This window comes from uncultured Gimesia sp. (genome assembly GCF_937910335.1).
In the GTDB taxonomy this organism is placed as follows: domain Bacteria; phylum Planctomycetota; class Planctomycetia; order Planctomycetales; family Planctomycetaceae; genus Gimesia.
The window spans coordinates 1-17590 of record NZ_CALEMX010000087.1; the positions used below are offsets into that span (position 1 = coordinate 1).

12 protein-coding genes, 1 tRNA gene and 2 pseudogenes are annotated in these 17590 nt (G+C 45.6%); 10 read left to right on the forward strand and 5 right to left on the reverse strand.

All coding sequences use genetic code 11. The features are described from left to right. Positions 1-577 (forward strand): annotated as a pseudogene (locus Q0668_RS03520) (hypothetical protein); the annotation flags it as partial. 3 nt (positions 578-580) lie between these two features. Further along, a pseudogene (cmk, locus tag Q0668_RS03525) lies at positions 581-1243 on the forward strand ((d)CMP kinase). Between the two features lie 25 nt (positions 1244-1268). Here the strand turns inward: cmk and Q0668_RS03530 are convergent. Together Q0668_RS03530 and Q0668_RS03535 are read right to left on the reverse strand one after the other, a co-directional pair. Beyond that, a complete protein-coding gene (locus Q0668_RS03530; RefSeq protein ID WP_298859991.1) occupies positions 1269-2417 on the reverse strand; it encodes a hypothetical protein in 1149 nt (382 codons plus the stop codon). Positions 2418-2657: 240 nt separating this feature from the next. Then, positions 2658-4052: a sigma-54 dependent transcriptional regulator gene (locus tag Q0668_RS03535; RefSeq protein WP_298859993.1), complete on the reverse strand. Its 1395-nt coding sequence runs from the start codon at positions 4050-4052 to the stop codon at positions 2658-2660. A gap of 1105 nt (positions 4053-5157) precedes the next feature. Here Q0668_RS03535 and Q0668_RS03540 point away from each other — a divergent pair. Genes Q0668_RS03540 through mnmE form a run of 3 tightly spaced genes read left to right on the forward strand, consistent with a single transcriptional unit; the run spans position 5158 to position 9448 of the window. Then, the gene (locus Q0668_RS03540; protein WP_298859994.1) at positions 5158-5904 is read left to right on the forward strand and encodes a metallophosphoesterase family protein; all 747 of its coding nucleotides are present in this window, start codon (positions 5158-5160) and stop codon (positions 5902-5904) included. A gap of 2 nt (positions 5905-5906) precedes the next feature. Then, positions 5907-8042 (forward strand): YidC/Oxa1 family insertase periplasmic-domain containing protein, encoded by a 2136-nt coding sequence (locus Q0668_RS03545; RefSeq protein ID WP_298859996.1) that lies wholly within the window; start codon positions 5907-5909, stop codon positions 8040-8042. Between the two features lie 23 nt (positions 8043-8065). Continuing rightward, positions 8066-9448 (forward strand): tRNA uridine-5-carboxymethylaminomethyl(34) synthesis GTPase MnmE, encoded by a 1383-nt coding sequence (mnmE, locus tag Q0668_RS03550; protein ID WP_298859998.1) that lies wholly within the window; start codon positions 8066-8068, stop codon positions 9446-9448. 9 nt (positions 9449-9457) lie between these two features. On the opposite strand, the gene Q0668_RS03555 is transcribed toward mnmE, so the two are convergent. Together Q0668_RS03555 and Q0668_RS03560 are read right to left on the reverse strand one after the other, a co-directional pair. Beyond that, entirely contained in the window at positions 9458-11071 is a 1614-nt protein-coding gene (locus tag Q0668_RS03555) for an SLC13 family permease (protein ID WP_298860000.1), read from the reverse strand. Positions 11072-11172: 101 nt separating this feature from the next. Then, complete coding sequence (locus Q0668_RS03560; RefSeq protein WP_298860002.1) at positions 11173-11646, reverse strand: universal stress protein; 474 nt, start codon at positions 11644-11646, stop codon at positions 11173-11175. A 278-nt stretch (positions 11647-11924) separates the two neighbouring features. Between Q0668_RS03560 and Q0668_RS03565 the strand changes: the two genes are divergently transcribed. The 4 genes from Q0668_RS03565 to Q0668_RS03580 all read left to right on the forward strand — a co-directional run bounded on the left by Q0668_RS03565 (position 11925) and on the right by Q0668_RS03580 (position 15978). After that, positions 11925-12773 (forward strand): sugar phosphate isomerase/epimerase family protein, encoded by an 849-nt coding sequence (locus tag Q0668_RS03565; RefSeq protein ID WP_298860004.1) that lies wholly within the window; start codon positions 11925-11927, stop codon positions 12771-12773. A gap of 52 nt (positions 12774-12825) precedes the next feature. After that, positions 12826-14076: a hypothetical protein gene (locus tag Q0668_RS03570; RefSeq protein WP_298860006.1), complete on the forward strand. Its 1251-nt coding sequence runs from the start codon at positions 12826-12828 to the stop codon at positions 14074-14076. 237 nt (positions 14077-14313) lie between these two features. Further along, positions 14314-15678, forward strand: coding sequence for an HD domain-containing phosphohydrolase (locus tag Q0668_RS03575; RefSeq protein WP_298860008.1), 1365 nt, complete (start codon positions 14314-14316; stop codon positions 15676-15678). 227 nt (positions 15679-15905) lie between these two features. Continuing rightward, a tRNA-Phe gene (locus Q0668_RS03580) sits at positions 15906-15978 on the forward strand. A gap of 407 nt (positions 15979-16385) precedes the next feature. Here the strand turns inward: Q0668_RS03580 and Q0668_RS03585 are convergent. Beyond that, entirely contained in the window at positions 16386-16670 is a 285-nt protein-coding gene (locus Q0668_RS03585) for a hypothetical protein (RefSeq protein WP_298860010.1), read from the reverse strand. Positions 16671-17378: 708 nt separating this feature from the next. On the opposite strand from Q0668_RS03585, the gene Q0668_RS03590 reads away from it, so the two are divergent. Then, the coding region (locus Q0668_RS03590) for a hypothetical protein (protein ID WP_298860012.1) at positions 17379-17590 on the forward strand (212 nt) is incomplete at its 3' end.

The window sequence follows — 17590 nt, forward strand, 5'->3', positions numbered from 1 at the left end:
GGGGGAACGATTTGAAAGCCCCCATTATTTTGAAATCGCTGAGGGAGACCAGCGCGTTACGATTCTGAATCATGGATTGCCTTTTCATCGTAAAACGGGACCTCGTATGCTCGATAGTATGTTGATTGTGGAAGGGGAAACCAAACGCGAATTTAATTTTTCCATTGCCGTGAATCAGAATTTTCCGATGCAAATGGCTAAGAACGTAATGGTGCCGGCAGGTCAATTTCAAAGCGCCGCCGGGCCTCCCCGGATGGGAGAAGCGGGCTGGTTATTTCATGTCGATGCCAGTAATGTCCAACTCACGCGAATAAGAGACCTGATGCATCCGGAGCTTGATGATTCATCGCAAGATAAGAGTGGAACGAAATCCGGGTTTGCAGTGCGATTACTGGAGACGGAAGGCGTGCATCGTTCCGTCAAATTGCGTTGTTGGAAATCGCCGGTGAGTGCCAGGCAACGCGATTTTCATGGGAAAACAGTTGTAGAACTTCCCGTTGAAGAGGATGCGGTACTGGTTGAAATGTCCCCCTATGAAATTGCAGAGATAGAGATCCTGTTCGAGGAGCAATCATAACCGATGATCGTCACGATTGATGGACCTGCAGGATCTGGAAAAAGCACAGCGGCTCGCGGTTTGTCTGAACGATTAAATTTTGAGTTTCTTGACACAGGCGCCATGTATCGATGTGTCGCCTGGGCTGTGTTACAACAAAATATTGATTTGACCGACGAGCAGGCGGTCGTGAAAATCAGTCAGCAAATTAAAATTACATTTTCAGATGCGAAAGTATTACTAAATGGCGAAGATGTCTCTCTGTCGATCAGAACACCTGAAGTGACCGAAGCGGCCTCTCTTGTTGCGCAATATCCTGCAGTTAGAAAAGAACTCGTTAATTTGCAACGACAGGCGGCCAAAGACATTGATATAGTCAGCTAAGGCCGTGATCAGGGTACCGTGGTTTTTCCTGACGCCTTTTGTAAGTTTTTTTTAGTGGCAGTCCCTCAGGAAAGAGCCCGGCGGAGACACGAAGAACTTCAGGCTCAGGGAAAAACGATCACACTTGAGGAAATCTTGCAACAGATTGAGGAACGAGACAAGCGTGATGAACAACGCACCGTCGCCCCGCTAAAACCGGCCGACGATGCGATTGAAATCAATACTTCCGATCTGGCAATTAATGAAGTTCTCAATCAACTGGAACAGATTGTTCGTTCACGAATCAGTTCCACTTCACATTGAAACAAGTGAAATGATCAACCTGTGATTAGAACTGTAAAGTAAATGTGACCGTCGTGCGGCTGTCCAACAGATCTTTTCGATTTGAAATCGGAAATTCCCAGACACCAGCAACGGACAGGCAGTCGTTGAGCCGGTAATTGGCACCAAAGGCTGTGGTAACAACATTATTCCCTGCGACGCTGGATGAACCCAGGTTGATCCAGTCTCCCCCTTCAATGTTCAAAGGCAGAGCCTGACCACTTTTGGTATAAACGATACCATTCAATTCCGCAATTGCAGAGAGTTTATCCGTAACGGGATGATCGTAGTGCACGCTGTAATAAATTGACTGTGATTCCTCAGCGGTGTCACCTGGAAGATGATATCCGGCGGAAGCAATCAGATGTCCGCTGCCTATTTGCTTACCTACAGAAAGATAGGGTGTCCAGAGTCCATCGCCGTTTCCTTGAAAAACGCGTGCACTACCATTGGTGGTTTCATAGAGTAGTCCGCCTGAGAGCAGGAATTGATTTTCAACATCCCGGATCAGTACGTATTTTAATCCTACTCCCAGATCTGCCCAACCCCTAGAATTACCAACGCCCCGCGTCTGTAATGTGTTATATCCATCACTGACGGCAATAACTGAAAGGCGTTCGTTCAAGGCAATGCCGATTTGGAGGGCATAAACTTGCAGATCCCCTGCTCCGAGAACAGGTGTTTGCGAATCAATCATTTGATTGATAAAGATACCGCGCACATAAGTCAACGATCTCGGATCGATTGCCCAGACCGGATTACTGACAGGCATGATAAAGTCATCAAAACAACGATCACTGGGGAATTTGCTCAGTAAGGGAATTCGATCACAGAGTGTGCAAGCGTTGCAACTACAAGATTCACAGTTGCAGGCAGCAGATTGTGTAACGCAGGTAGAAGAACAACATTTCTGTTCGGGCATATAGACTGCTGGAGGACTACTGAGAGCGTTAATCAATTCCTGTTTGGAATTTGAGGGAACAGTAGGCTCAGAGCCCCCTTTTATGAGTGAAGGAGCGGGCGCTGCGTCCAATTCCAATACACCTTGAGAAAAGACATTCTCGATGGTCTGTGGCTGAGCCGGCGCTTCGGCAAAAACAGCTGAACCTATAAGGTTCCATGAAACAGCGGTCAGTACAATCAGCGTGAACCTCATTATTTCCCCCTCCTGGAAATGAGATAATTAGGCTTTTGAATACCTATGAGTTGTTAAAGTCCTTTTAGACTCAGATGATATATCGACAATTTATATTTGGATATATAGGCATATAAAGTGAAGCTTATCTGTTTTCCAAAATTGAAGGGATATAACGCAAAATCAGATCGTATCATTAAAAAAAGATGCACGTTAGTTTAACGTGCATCCTAATGAAGATGAATGAAACGAATATATTGATTAGTGCATCAATTGTTTTTCGAAATCGATCTCGTATTTCTTCATTTTTTTGTAGAGAGTGGTGCGGTTAATACCCAGTGCTTTGGCTGTGTTTTGTCGATTCCAGCCGTTCGATTCCAGTGCTTCAATGATAATTTGACGTTCAGGATTAGCCAAAGCATTTTTCAATGAACCATTTCCCAAACGACTGTCTGTCGACAGAGAGAATGATTGTTCCTGACGAATTTGTTCAGGAAGATCTGAAACACGGATATAATCTCCTTTAGTCAGAACGACAGAACGTTCAATTACATTGATTAATTCGCGTACATTACCAGGCCATTGATATTTCAGCATCGCTTGTATTGCAGACGCATCGAAGCTTTTGATCGATTTTCCAATCTGTTCGTTGTAAACGTTGAGATAGTGCTCTATTAGTAATGGAATGTCACTCAGGCGTTCTCTAAGTGCCGGCTGCGTCAATGTGATGACATTGATACGGTAATAAAGATCCTGTCTGAATTCTCCGCTAGCCACCATTTCTTCCAGGTTCTGGTTGGTGGCTAAAATGAGTCTAATATCAACGGAATGGGTTTTGTTGTCTCCTACCGCTTCGAATTCACGATCCTGTAATACTCGTAACAGTTTAACCTGCAAGCTGGGAGAAGAGGTGGCGATTTCGTCCAGAAACAGAGTACCACCGTCTGCTTGTAGAAACTTGCCGATTTTATCGTGAGTCGCTCCTGTAAAGGAACCTGCCTTGTGTCCAAATAATTCACTTTCCAGCAAACTGTCAGGAAGCGCACCGCAGGCTACTTCAACAAAGGGCTTATTGCAGCGATCGCTCAGTTGATGAATCGCACGGGCGGTCATCGTCTTACCGGTACCATTTTCCCCCAGGACCAAAACGGTGGTCCGTGTATCGGCGACACTTTCGATCAAATCGAACATCTTTTGCATTTTATAGTCCTGGCCAACAATGTTTGCCAGTCCATGTCGTTGATCAAGTTGTGCTTTGAGTGTCTTGTTTTCTTCGACGACTTGTCGCTGGTCCAGACAACGTTCGATTGTCAGACTGAGCTCTTCATCAATCACTGGTTTGGTAAGATATTCAAAGGCACCTAGTCGAATCGCTTCGATGGCACTTTCTATCGTTCCGTATCCGGTCAACATGATGACGGCTGTATCCGGTGCGTTTTCTCGCGTCCATTCCAGTAAGTGGAAACCATCCTGGTCGGGTAAATTGACATCACAGACTACAACCTGAAACGGAAATTCCTTCAATCGTTGAATGGCATCCAGACAAGTGAGTGATGTTTCTGTGCGATGGCCGAGACTTCTTAAGTAGTCAGCCATTGCTTCCAGAATATATTGATCATCGTCAACTATCAGTAATGAACCCGAATTTGTCTTCATTGATTTTGTCTCGCCCAAAGTGTGCATGTTACGCTGTAATCGTCGTACAGCTGAGTCGGTATAATATATACGGTGAATCTGTCGCTTCGATTTCCAATCCGAAATTGAAAATCTGTTTCTTGCTTAACTCAAAATCAGCCATTTATCTGACAGAAAATATGTGGATGAACTGGTTCCTCGATACAAATAAGGAAATCATCCAAACTTTATTACCAGACCAGGTCCTTACCGGACTGGTAATTTTTCGACTGGCAGTGGAACTGGCAGGCAAACATTAATGAAGGGATATTCAAAACATAGGACACAAGTTTCAAACAGGCAACATGCGACCGACATGCTCTGTTGTTTTTGAGAAGCAGTTGTTGATTAAATACCGGAGAGGACTCAAACAACGTGTTGAAATGGCCAGGTTACCTACGGTTGCGTGCCGCTAAATGAGTAGTGATGTCAATTGTATGAATTATGATGACATGCGAACGGGAGTACTCATCACTGGCAAATTCCTATCATTCCTGTAACTGATAAATCGCGTATATTTAGTACGCTAGACAGTAAATCTCCTGGATTGCCAAGATTCGCGGGCTTAGGCTCATTCTTCAAGCCGGGAACTGGTATCAGATCAGTCTTAGAGAGGGCACGATTGCATGATAGATAGTTCCATTCAGTTCTAAAGAATGACAATCTGGCGGTCGAAACCGCTTTTTGACTGATTTCTGGTAATAATTGAGAAGAATTACCCAATGATAGCGAATGATAACTGTAAACAGGGCCTTGAGATGGTGCCCTTGTACTGCTACTATTGGAGCTTTGACAGAGAAGTTTTTATACAATTTCGCGGCAGTGCTGAGGGCTTTGCGCTCTTCATGCGGATCAAATAACGCAACTAGACACAATGATTGAATAATGATTGAATTCAGTCAGCTCAAATTTGAATCTGTTGTCGGAAATAAACAGGTTCCCAAACAGGATCTCAGTAGATCTGCCAATTGTCGGGTGTTTTGTTAATTGATCCAGCCTCTCATGATGAGGCTCCGAAAACGGTAAAAACCTCAGGTTTGTCGATAAGCATTTAGGGGTCCCGGTAACAGAAAATGGGAGTTGACAGTTGTTAAGAGCAGTTATTAGTGATATCCACGGAAATCTCGAAGCATTGCAAGCGGTACTGGCTGATATTGATCAACGTGGAATCAGTGAGATTTATTGCCTGGGTGATATTATCGGTTATGGGCCTAACCCGAGAGAATGTATTGATCTCGTAAGAAAGCGATGCGCAAAGTCGCTTCTTGGAAATCATGATCAGGCGGCTTTATTTGATCCTGAAGGATTCAATGCAGGGGCAGAACGAGCGATCTTTTGGACGCGACGCATGTTAGAAACGGGCGATACGTCAAAGAATCAGGACCGATGGGATTTTCTGGGAGAACTTCCCCGCATGATTCGAGAAGAGAAATTTCTGTATGTTCATGGATCTGCACGAAATCCGCTGAATGAATATGTCTTTCCAGAAGACATCTACAACCAGAGAAAAATGGAACGCATTTTTGGTCTGGTAGACCAATACTGTTTTCAGGGACATACACATATTCCGGGAATCTTTACAGAAAGCATGAATTTTCTTGCACCAGAGGAAGTCAATTACGTTTATCCATTTGGTCCTGAAAAATTTCTGGTGAATGTAGGTTCGGTCGGGCAGCCTCGTGATGCAGATAATCGATCTTCCTATGTCATGATTGATGATGAAAAGGTGAACTTCTGCAGAGTTGAATACGATTTCAACAGCACCTTAGAAAAAATTCATGCGATTTCTGATTTAGATAACTTCTTGGGCGACCGTCTGCGAGATGGTCGATAACAATGGAATCAAAACGACTCTTACTATTCGTAACACTGTCTGCAACAGTGTTGTTTGCCTGGCAACTTTTCGTCATGCCCATCCTTGCCCCTCCCCAAAAGCCTGTGGACCAGAAGGTGGCTCAAGATGCCGACCCGCAAGACCTGCGGTTGGAAGATGCACCTCTGGTGGCACGCAAGCCGGGTGAAACGAAAAAACCTGAAAAGGTAAAACCCGATCAACCAGTCGCGAAACAAGCAGCGCTGTTAAAGAATCCGCGTCAAAATGTTGTGCTGGGTTCGCTCGATCCTGAAACCGGTTATTTCCTGCAGGTGTCTATTACGACTGAAGGCGCTTCGCTCGTCGATGCGTTTTTGAATGATCCACTTTATCGTGAGCTGACTGGCAAAAAGCTGCCTTTAAAAGTGCTGGATAAATCAAGAGCGGGCAAGAAAATCAAGCGTTCTCTGGAATTAGACGTTGACAAACTGAATGCAAAGCTGGCGTCGTTAGGAACAAATTGTCGTGAAGCGGATTGGAAAATTCTAAAGCAAGTCAAGGACCCGGATGATCCCAATATCATCCAATCAGTTCGATTGGGACTGATGGCCCCCGATGGAACAATCGAAGTTCAAAAGGAATTTGGCCTGAAAAAATATCTGGTTCCCGAAAGTAAGAACTTCAGGGAGTTTCGTGATACCCACCAGGCTGGGTATCTGGTTCATTTCAAGATTCAATTAATCAATCATAGTGATGCAGTCCAGAAGCTTGATTATCGTCTTTTAGGACCTGTTGGTATCCCACTGGAAAATGCCGATAACACACGTAAGTTTCGGGATGTTCGAATTGGCTTTCTTGAAGATGACAGTTTAGGTATTAGAACAGAGACTCTTTATGCTCCAGATATCATTGAACAAGTCGAAGAAGGTAAAGTTGAGAAGTTTTCCGCTGCCTTTCAATTCGCAGGGATTGATATTCAATATTTTGCGGCTCTGCTCACTCCTGACGGGAAAAACTATAAGCCTGAGCTCATCAATGGTCAAATGACTTCGAACTATTCTTCCAGTATTGAACCGGTTTTGATCAACCGTGCTTTGAATAAAGAAGCGCAGAGTAGAGTGACCGTTCAAATCAATTCGAATGAAATTGATTTGGCTTCCGGTGCTGAAGAAACTCATAGCTATGCCATGTATACCGGCCCCAAACGGGAGTCGTTACTCGGTCCCCCGCTGAAGGCGACCGAAATTATGGACCTTGGTATCTTTGGTCCGGTAGCCAAGCTGATGTTGTGGTTATTGAATACATTGCATGGCGTCGGTCTCTCTTATGGTTTCGCCATTATTGGTTTGACCATTATGGTCAGAGGCAGTCTGTATCCCCTTTCGCGGAAGCAGGCTGTCGGCGCTCAGAAAATGAAAGAGTTACAGCCTCAGATCGTTGAGTTGAAGAAGAAATATGCAGACGATCGCGAAAAACTCGGCAAAGCGCAAATGGAGCTGTTCAGCAAAAATAATTATAATCCGCTGGCAGGATGTCTTCCGATTTTCTTGCAGTTGCCCATCTTCTTTGGTCTGTATACTGCATTAAACAACGCCGTTCAGCTGCGGGGTACGCCCTTCCTCTGGATTGATAATCTGGCAGCCCCCGATGCGTTGTTCCAGTTTCCATTTAATGTTCCCTTTCTTGGAAATTACTTCAACCTGTTACCTCTGGTAACAGTCGGGCTGTTCGTGATACAGCAGAAATTATTCATGCCGCCACCCACAGATAAAGATCAGGAGTTGCAGCATAAAATCATGAATTACATGATGATCTTCATGGGATTCATGTTTTATCACGTTCCTGCCGGACTTTGTGTTTACTTCATCGCTTCCAGTTTGTGGGGCATTTGTGAACGGAAACTGTTGGACTTTCAATCGAAAAGGAAGCCTGCTGCAAGCGAGACGCAAGATTCAAACACAATTGAAATCAAAGCAGAGTCGAAAAAAGACCGAAAAAAAGAAGACTCAAACAATGATCAGCCTCAGAAAAAAGGTTGGTTTGCCCGTTTGCAGGAAATCGCCGATCAGGCACAGGAGCAAGCTGCTCTGAAAGAAAAAGGACAGCAGCAAAACTCCCGTAACAAAGGCACGGGTAAGAAGTCCAAAAAACGTCGATAGCAAAGATTCCCAAGAGACGCGGTATGAATCTGCAATTTGACGATACCATTGTAGCGCTGGCATCTGCCCCGGGGAGTGGGGCCGCGGGAATCATTCGAATCAGTGGGACGGAAATTCTGTCTTGTCTGTCAGCCTGTTTCGAATCGTCTGATGATTGGCAAAAATGCAAGCATCCTCTGCGTCATCCCGGTCAACTCCAATTAGTCGAATCCGATTTACATCTTCCCGGTGCACTCTACTATTGGCCTACATCGCGTAGTTTTACCGGACAACCTCTGGCGGAGTTTCATACCATCAGTGCCCCGCCGCTCTTGGAATCTGCCATTGAAAATCTGGCAGCCCATGGAGCCCGAATGGCCCGTCCAGGTGAATTCACGTTACGGGCATTCCTGGCCGGCAGAGTTGATTTAGTGCAGGCCGAAGCAATCCTTGGAGTGATTGATGCCTATGATCACGAAGAACTCAATTTAGCGCTTAGTCAGTTAGCGGGAGGCGTCTCTACGCGTATCGGACAGGCACGTATGCATCTGCTGGAGTTACTCTCCGATTTGGAAGCGGGTCTGGATTTTGTGGAAGAAGATATTGAGTTTATAGACCGCCACTCACTAGTTTCTCAATTACATGATATTCGAACCTTTTGTGAACAGCTATATCATGACTCCTCACAGCGAATGGAATCAACGGGCGCCCTTTCACTGGTTCTGGCGGGATTGCCCAATGCAGGAAAGAGTACTTTGTATAATGCCCTGGCTGGAGATGCGCAGCCTGCTTTGGTATCAGATGTTGCCGGGACAACGCGTGACTATCTGGTGACCGAATTAAATTGGGCGGGCCAGGCGATTCAATTAATCGATACCGCCGGCGTTGAAACGGACGCGCATGAAATCTCTGTCAGCGCACAAAAATTTCGACAACAAAAAGTGTCGCAGGCGGATCTGGTGATTTGGTGTCAGGCCGCCGATCTCAAACCGGAATGGGAAGAGAAAGATCAAGTGCAGCGCGAGCAACTCTCTGAACTTCGAAACGTGCTGGTTGTCAAAACCAAAAGTGACCTCTCCCCTGCTCTCTCTGAAGAGCTTCGGAGTTCGAAGATAGACGTCGAGTTGAGTGCCGCCAAGGGAGTCGGTCTCGATACGCTCCAAAAACTGATCTTATCGCGACTGACAGAATATCATCGCGGCAGCAAGCTGTTAATTGGTTCGACTGCCTCCCGTTGTCGCGAAAGTTTAAGGTCAGCGGGGCTTTCATTGCAGGCGGCAGAAGAGGCAGCCTCGAAGCAAGTCGGAGAAGAACTGGTGGCCATTGAAATTCGTGAGGCCCTGCAGCATCTGGGACATATCGTCGGTCAAGTTTATACCGATGACATCCTGGACCGGATTTTCAGTAAATTCTGTATCGGGAAATAAATTTCCGTCTTATGGATTCTGCTGGATTACCCACTCCGGTACTTTTCCGATTTCAATCCCCATTTGTGGAATGAAGTAGAGTAGCATAAATGTGGTCAGGAGTATGACTCCGATCAGGTTCAATATGATTCCATATTTCAGCATATCGGTGATCTTGATTTTTCCGGAGGCGAAGATAATGGCGTTGGGAGGTGTCGCGATGGGCATCGTAAACGCACAACTGGCAGAAATCGCAGCAGGAATCATGATCAGCCGCGGATCGACATTCAGGCTAACTGCTGTTGCAGCCAGAATGGGCAGTAATGTGTTCACCGTGGCAATGTTTGATGTGAATTCTGTAAGAAAGGTCAACATGAGACAAGCAGTCAGGATCAACGCCCAGGCAGGCCAGCCGGAAACCATGTCTGAAAAAACATGACCCACCCAGTTAGATAACTGGGTTGATTGAAATGCACCTGCTATCGCAAAGCCGCCACCGATTAATAATAAGACCCCCCATGGAAGTCGTTCTGCGGTTTCCCAGTCCATCAGGAATTCTGTTTTCCCCTGCACTGTTTTTCGTGCGGGAATGGCAAACATCAGAACCACCATTCCGATAACGACAGTGGAGTCATTGACCCAGCTGGAAGGGTTTTTCATGTCAACTCCCCACTGATTGAGAAAGTGAATCGGCAATGCTTCCCAGCCCGGAATCTGGAACTCGCCTCCAAACCCTAATGGCTTGCGGGTAACCCAGAGAATGGCCGTCGTCGCAAAGATGATTGACATCAGGATTTCAGCTTTTTTAGGGCTACCTAATTTTTGAATATGATCCTGGATGATTTTTTTAGAGGATTCATGAGAATTAGCAAAACGTGGAATTTTCCAGCAGAGAACGATCCAGGCGATAAAAAGAAATGTCACACCAAAGGGGACAACCATGACCATCCATTCCCCGGCAGATAATTGAGGCGCTTCCGGAAATTGTATCAGCCAAATCTGTTGGAAGGAGATATTTGTAGGAGTTCCGATCAGCGTCGTGACACCACCAATGCTGGCGGAATACGCAATTCCCAGTAATAATGCGACCGAAAAATAGTGAATACCTTGTGTGGAATCCTCTACAGTCTCACGCTGTTCTAATTCCGTGATGGACCCGATAATGGCCAGGCCTATTGGAAGCATCAGTAATGTGGATGCGGTATTACTGATCCACATCGATAAGAAGGCCGTCGCGAACATAAAACCAAGCACGACACGTTTTGGGCTGGAGCCGATCACGTTGATAATATGTAACGCGATACGCCGATGCAGGCCCCATTTTTCTATTCCCAGCGCTAACATAAACCCGCCCATATACAGAAAAATGTTCGAGTTAATATATGCCTGACTGACAGTTTTGGGATCCTGTATTCCAAAAAGAGGAAAGGCAGCTATGGGAATGAGGCTGGTAACAGCAATCGGCAGCGCCTGTGTCATCCAGAGAATGGCCATCAAAGCAGTCACGGCAGCCAGACGTTGCGCAGCTGCTGACATATCCTCGGGAGTAGGAAGATTCAGTATGAGCACAAACACGAGAATACTGAATACTTTTCCATAAAATGGAACACGGCTTTCTTTCGGAAGTGATGAAGCGCCAATCACGAACCTGAAATTCCTATATGTCTGAATGACTCATTCCAAATCGGAATAATTGTTTCAAATAGTAGAGCGTAAGAAATCGTACTGAGAAATAGGAATGTTGCTTAGTCTTCCTCTAAAACCGGATGAATGAACTGATGGCCTTCTGGGCGGACAGTTAATACAGGGCAAGATGCTTTGCGAACCACTTTTTCTGCAACGCTGCCCAGAAGTAAGTGAGCTGCGAATGAGTGACCATGAGTTCCGACAACGATTAAGTCGACCTCTTCCTGTTTTGCGAATCTCAGAATATCAACAAACGGGTTGCCGTGAACCCATTTTGTTTCGATTTTCAGGTCGCCTTTGTCATCATCAAGAATCCAGTTGTCCAGTCTGGTTTCAGCAAAGCTCTCAAAATCTTCTTTGGGAGGCAGAGCATAACTCTCAAACATAGGCATATAGACAATCGGGTCTTCGATCACATGCAGCAAGTAGATCTTGGCATCAAATTTTTTGGCCAGTTCCACTGCGTACTGGGTAGCCGCCTGAGATGTTTCACTGAAATCGGTTGGTATGAGGATTTTTTTCATTTCAATCATGATGGATTCCCTTTCACGTTCAAGGCCGGCTTCATTTGCGATCTTCGCGAGAAGACTCCATTATAAGGGGAGTTAGTAAGGAAACAATAGAGGCGGGAAGTTGTATCTTCGCATTAAGTTTGTGTTTTTATATTTTGGAAAGAATTTGAGGTACTGGTTTGTGAATCAGGGAAATTCTCCTTATGATAAAGGCGATGTCACAGGCCTTGGGGTTCTGAATGTCATAGAAAATCGATCAACTTGAGAAACTTATAAGATCACATTCCGGAGACAAAATTATGGAAAAATGGCCCATTGGTGTATTTGCTTCAGTTGATGCAGGCTTGGGTGTGCATCTGGATGTTGTTCAGGAACTGGGAATCCCCACAATTCAAGTTCACGCTCCGCATAAACAATCGCGAACTCCCGAAGCGGCACAGGACTTTTTAGATCGCTGTAACGCAGCGGGTATTCAAATTACTTGCGTTTTTGGTGGTTTTGATGGGGAGAGTTACGCCGACATTCCAACCACGAAAAAAACAGTAGGCCTGGTACCCTTGGAAACACGAGCCGCTCGTGTTGAAGAAATGAAAGAAATTTCCGATTTTGCACGGCTATTGGGATGCCATACTGTCGCTCTGCATATTGGATTCGTTCCGGAAGATCGGAATTCAGAAGATTACAAAGCACTGGTAACGGAGACTCAGCATCTACTTGATTATGTTAAGGTCAACAGCCAGGTTCTGAATCTGGAAACAGGTCAGGAATCAGCAGATCATCTGCTCGATTTTATCAGTGATGTATCACGCGATAATCTGAAGATTAATTTTGATCCTGCCAATATGATTCTGTATGGTACGGGAGATCCCATCGCGGCATTGCAACGTGTAGGTCACCTGGTAGCCAGCGTACATTGTAAAGATGCCACATGGGCACCCGAAGGAAAACGCGGAATCGATTGGGGCGCTGAAGTGCCGCTTGGTGACGGTGATGTCGGAATGGCCACGTATTTGCGAACTCTCAAAGATATTGAATATACCGGCCCCTTGACGATTGAACGAGAAATTCCGGAAGACCGTGAGCAGCAGAAAGCGGATATCGGAAAAGCTGTTGATCTATTAGATGAGCTGAAAGAATTAATCGGTTAGTCAGAGTGGCCTGTGAACTGCTGACGAGGAATTGCGGTTTCGGAGACCGTCTGTGAAAAATGTGCTTGAAGATGTTACGTGTGCGGGATGTTGTTGCGTATGCGATGATATTCAAGTCACAACAGACGGTCAGCAGATTCTCGAGGTTCAAACCACTTGTCCTCAAGGGCAGGCGTGGTTTAAAGAGTCTTTGCAGACGGAATCATTATTGCCCCTGATCAAGGGGGTTGAGGCATCGCATGCAGAAGCAGTCACATCAGCCGTCGGTTTGATTCAAAAAGCACAGGCTCCGTTAATATTTGGTTTAGCTCAATCGGCCACAGATGCGCAACGGGCCGCCGTTGGTCTGGCAGATCAGATTGGCGCTACCATTGATACCGGCGCTTCCGCAGCGACCCGAGCCTTACAGCAGGTCGGAGAGGCGACATGTACTCTAGGCGAAGTGCGCAGCCGTGCTGATCTGATTATTTATTGGGGCGCAGACGCGTTACTGGCAAATCACTGTCATCGACAGAGTCTCTCCTCAGGGGCAAAAGAGATTCCGCGTACCATTCTGTCAATGGGGATAGAGCTTTCCCGATCCAGTGAATTTGTTGATAAAACGATTTCACTGGAACCGCAGCAGGAGTTAGAAGCCATCTGGAACTTGCGAGCCGTATTGAAAGGCGTCGATCTGGCGGGTAAGCAGCCAACGGGAATTGATGAAGACTCTCTACAGGAACTGGTGGCTCTCATTCAGCAGAGTAAATATGTTGTTTTCTTTTATGGTCCGGATTTTAAACAAGGGCCTTTGTCTCACCGCAAGATTGAAGCGTTATCGTTGTTGATTCAGGAAATACAGGCCAATCGCCGCTGTCACGGGATCAGCGTACCTCCCGCTGGTGAGACCAAAGGGCTTGAAAATGTACTGGCGTGGCAAACCGGTTATGCGGCTAGTGTTAATTTTGCATCGGGCTATCCGCGTTATTCGCCGGGTGAATATTCAGCGAACGCGCGACTGGAACAGGATGAAGTCGATCTTTGTATTCTCGTGGGAGCGAATCCCCTTTCCGGCTTAACAGTAAACGCGCAGCAGCGATTGGCCCGAATTCCCGTCGTTCTGATTGGGCCAGCGATGGTGGAGTTACCAAATTTGCATGGTTTTATCCCCACGGCTATTTCCGGAATTCATTTTCCTGGTTCGATTTATCGCTTCGATGGAACTCCACTCCCCTTGCGTGGATATGTCTCCACCACACTATCCAGTGAAGCCACTGTCTTGGCAGAGATCATTTCCTTGGTGAAGCAACCAGCGACTCATTAATTTACAGTGATTCCCCTCCTGCGATTTCTCACTGAACCGCCCATTCAGACCAATCGTTAAAGTCGATTCACAAATCTGAATTGAATATTCCTCCTGAGTGGGGTTTCCGTGTTTTTATAACCTAGGTTTTCAGTAATCTTTACCACATGGAAACCATGAACGTGTTCCATTTGATTTGACATGATCTCTGAGTTCTTCGAATTCAGAGTTGCTACCATAGATTATCAGGTTGTGAGAATGACGACAGAAACGAAAGAGTTAACAGACCAGATTTCTGAATCTGAGAGTGATCAGCAGCAGACCGTTTCGGTCCGTGTTGACGATATCATCGTGGGCCGAAGAATTGACCATGCGATTTATGACAGCAATGGTGTCTTGTTACTAGCGGCAGGATCAGTCGTCAACACGCGTTTTAAACAACTGCTACGCGACCGGAATATGCCCGAAGTGCAAATCAACAGTCAGGATGCTGCCGCGGTGAGTTTGAATGCGGCGTTTTCTGAAAATACCAAGTTCGATGACGCGGCATCGGGAATCTTTTCGACTGAGTTAACAGCGAAGCTGGATAAGCTCATTGAATCTGGTTCAATGTTTGTGGCCAACACCGGTGCTTCCGTTCGAGATTCGATGGTCGTTCATGGCTGTAAAGGTTATGATCAGGAGGAACGGAAAAAGCTGTTCACGCAACAGCAGGAGTATGGCGAATCGCTGGATGGAATGATGCGAAACGCTTTGAAAGGGGAAACACCCAAAGGATCGGAAATTGCTGGCATGGCCGCCAGTTATCTGACTCAATTGACGGCGGATGCCGATAGTGTGATTTCAGCAGCAGCAGAAGCGGGTAAAGACGAATCGTTATCCCAACATTGTTTGCAGATGTCTTTATTGGGAATGGCAATCTGTACTGAATTAGATTTTGACGAAACAAACGTACGAAATATTGGTTTGTGTGGTCTCGTACATGACTGGGGAATGGTAAGAGTTCAGGACAAAATTGGTAAATGTCGACGTAAATTGAATTCGGCAGATCTCCTGGAAATGCAGAAACATCCGATCTATTCCCTGGAAATGCTGCAAGGTGTAGCCGGCATTCCGAGTATCGTACCTCTGGTTTGTTTTCAGGTACACGAACAGCCTAACGGACGCGGTTATCCTCAGAATCGAACTCAAAACATGATTCATATGTTCGCACGCATTTTGAACGTCGCACATTGTTATGTTTCCCTGACGACCTCCCGCGAAGATCGCCCTGCACTCATGCCTTACGCTGCCATGGAATTTCTTTTACGACTGGCAAACGATAAAACAATCGACGCGGCACCCATGCGTGCCCTGTTAAATCTGCTTTCTCTCTTTCCAGTGGGCAGCTTCGTTACTTTGACAGATCGCAGTGCAGCCCGAGTCATTCGACGAAATGGCAGACATTATACCAGCCCGATTGTTCAAGTGATCCAGACCCCTGACGGGAAGCCGACAGATCTAGAAGATCCGAAGAATATTATTGATCTGAATCAGAGTGATCACCAGATTGATCAGGCCTTGCCAACTCCCGGAAAAGATGAGATCGATCTTTCCTCCCCGCTCTTCGATGGCCAGATCTAATTTCAATTTCGCATGATAATGTGTCTATTTCGGAAGGCATATACATCGATTTTACCATTATTAATGGCTGTATAATCCAGGTATCAGGAAAACTAAGGATTCCTCTTCAGTAAACGCTGGTTTTGCTTGAATCTGAGAGGGGAATGGCTTATATTTCCATCTCGTTACCATTAAACGATGATTTCATAGGGGGTTAACGCCTGTGAAAGCTCGTTCGGAAACGAAAAGGGCATGTAGCTCAGTTGGTAGAGCACAGGACTGAAAATCCTGGTGTCGGCGGTTCGATCCCGCCCGTGCCCAATTTTTTTCTCTCTTACCCCTCTTCCCCACGTTGATCTGCTGAAGCTCCTTGCGGCAACAAGATCCGTCAGGGCCCTGTTTTCTCTCCTCAAGATCAATCGTCTAAAACCCAACCAATTCGGACGAATTTTGTGCTCACCACTACCCTGCTGTATTAGTCGCCGTTCTCATGCTGGAAAGCGTTGGTCTGCATTGGTGAATTTATGAATGTTACTTCTCCGTCGGAATTGCCCCCAGGATCGGTGATCGCGGATCGAAATTGAGTCCGCCGTGATTTCACAAAAAGAAAAATCGTTTCAGTAATCGAAGCGCGGAGCGATGTAACCTGGCCCGCGGGCATCTGTGAACCAGAGAATCCGGCACAGGCTGAAGTCATTAAGAAGCTGAATGGTGAGTGATGAAGATAGTTACTTCTTCTTCCTTAAAATATAAAGTGGAAGAAAAAATCCAAGTCCGCCGCCAAAAAGCATACCTATTGGAATAGTAAAAAAAAGAAATGCCCAACCAGCTCCGACAAAACCACCCTGACTTGCTCCTCCATCCATCATTACACAAAAATAAAAAGTACCATAAAATCCAATGACTGCACCGAGTACGATTCCAATAAGTACTGAGCTTATGGCTAAGATTGATTTTGTTGCTGTCGCGATTTCCTCGTCTATTCCATCTTGTATTTCGTTTTCTTCAGACACGCTAATACCTCAGGCTTCAGTCTAGTTGAATAGAAATGTCTCGATGTTTCATACATTCTAAAGGCGTAGTAAGTAATCGAATATCACGCATTTATCGAAAATATAACAAAAAAGAAAAACTGTCAGATTGAGGTTAACTATGGTCACTGTAGACCAAACAAAGGGTGGAAATCGAAATGAATTGAAAATGTTCGGGTAACGAACATTACCCGGACAAAATAGATGAGAGATTGATGCACGTGAAAGGTCTCAAGAATTGATTATCTACAAAGCAGACCTATTATCGTACTTTGAGTGCATCTGGCGACTCTTTTTGAATGGTCAATTATAAAACACTCTTGAATTGCAATGTTGTTCCATGAATGTTCGAAAGAAAAAACGAAACGCTTTTGATTTTAAAAGCCGACCATTTACTTTGCGGGTTGAAAACGATATGTGGTTGCATGTGTATTCTGACGACAAGTAATTCGTTATCAAATACTTATTATGTGGTGCGAAAGATCAGCCAGATACCACCAGAACAGCGAGAGTTGCATCAGCAGCAGTATGAACGGTTTAGAAAACGCGTTCAAGAATCTACGATCCTTCAACTGATCATTGGTAGTGGGTCAGTTTGCGTTTTTTCTTGCTTGAGCGATTAGGCATGGATAAAGTCTATGCTGGCTATCAAGTCTCGGCAAGTCGAGACATCTCTTGGGGAAAGGACCGATGGAAGAGAAACCAATCGCCAAATTCAAAGTGTCATTCAAGCGTTTGTACCTTGTGGTGATGGCCTGGGCTATTCCGGGGTTTCTATTGTTTGTGATTGCAGATGCAGCGGTTTGCGGTGTTGAAAACATGCATTTTTCTGGTACTCTGATCACAATCTTGGTGGCTATTATTGGAATGGCAGTCCTTGCAGCGGCTCTAGTAGCCCCTCT

Coding starts and splice junctions, on each gene's coding strand:
- Q0668_RS03530 (WP_298859991.1), bottom strand. CDS start 2,417: ATGAGGTTCACGCTGATTGTACTGACCGCTGTTTCATGGAACCTTATA.
- Q0668_RS03535 (WP_298859993.1), bottom strand. CDS start 4,052: ATGAAGACAAATTCGGGTTCATTACTGATAGTTGACGATGATCAATAT.
- Q0668_RS03545 (WP_298859996.1), top strand. CDS start 5,907: ATGGAATCAAAACGACTCTTACTATTCGTAACACTGTCTGCAACAGTG.
- mnmE (WP_298859998.1), top strand. CDS start 8,066: ATGAATCTGCAATTTGACGATACCATTGTAGCGCTGGCATCTGCCCCG.
- Q0668_RS03560 (WP_298860002.1), bottom strand. CDS start 11,646: ATGATTGAAATGAAAAAAATCCTCATACCAACCGATTTCAGTGAAACA.
- Q0668_RS03565 (WP_298860004.1), top strand. CDS start 11,925: ATGGAAAAATGGCCCATTGGTGTATTTGCTTCAGTTGATGCAGGCTTG.
- Q0668_RS03575 (WP_298860008.1), top strand. CDS start 14,314: ATGACGACAGAAACGAAAGAGTTAACAGACCAGATTTCTGAATCTGAG.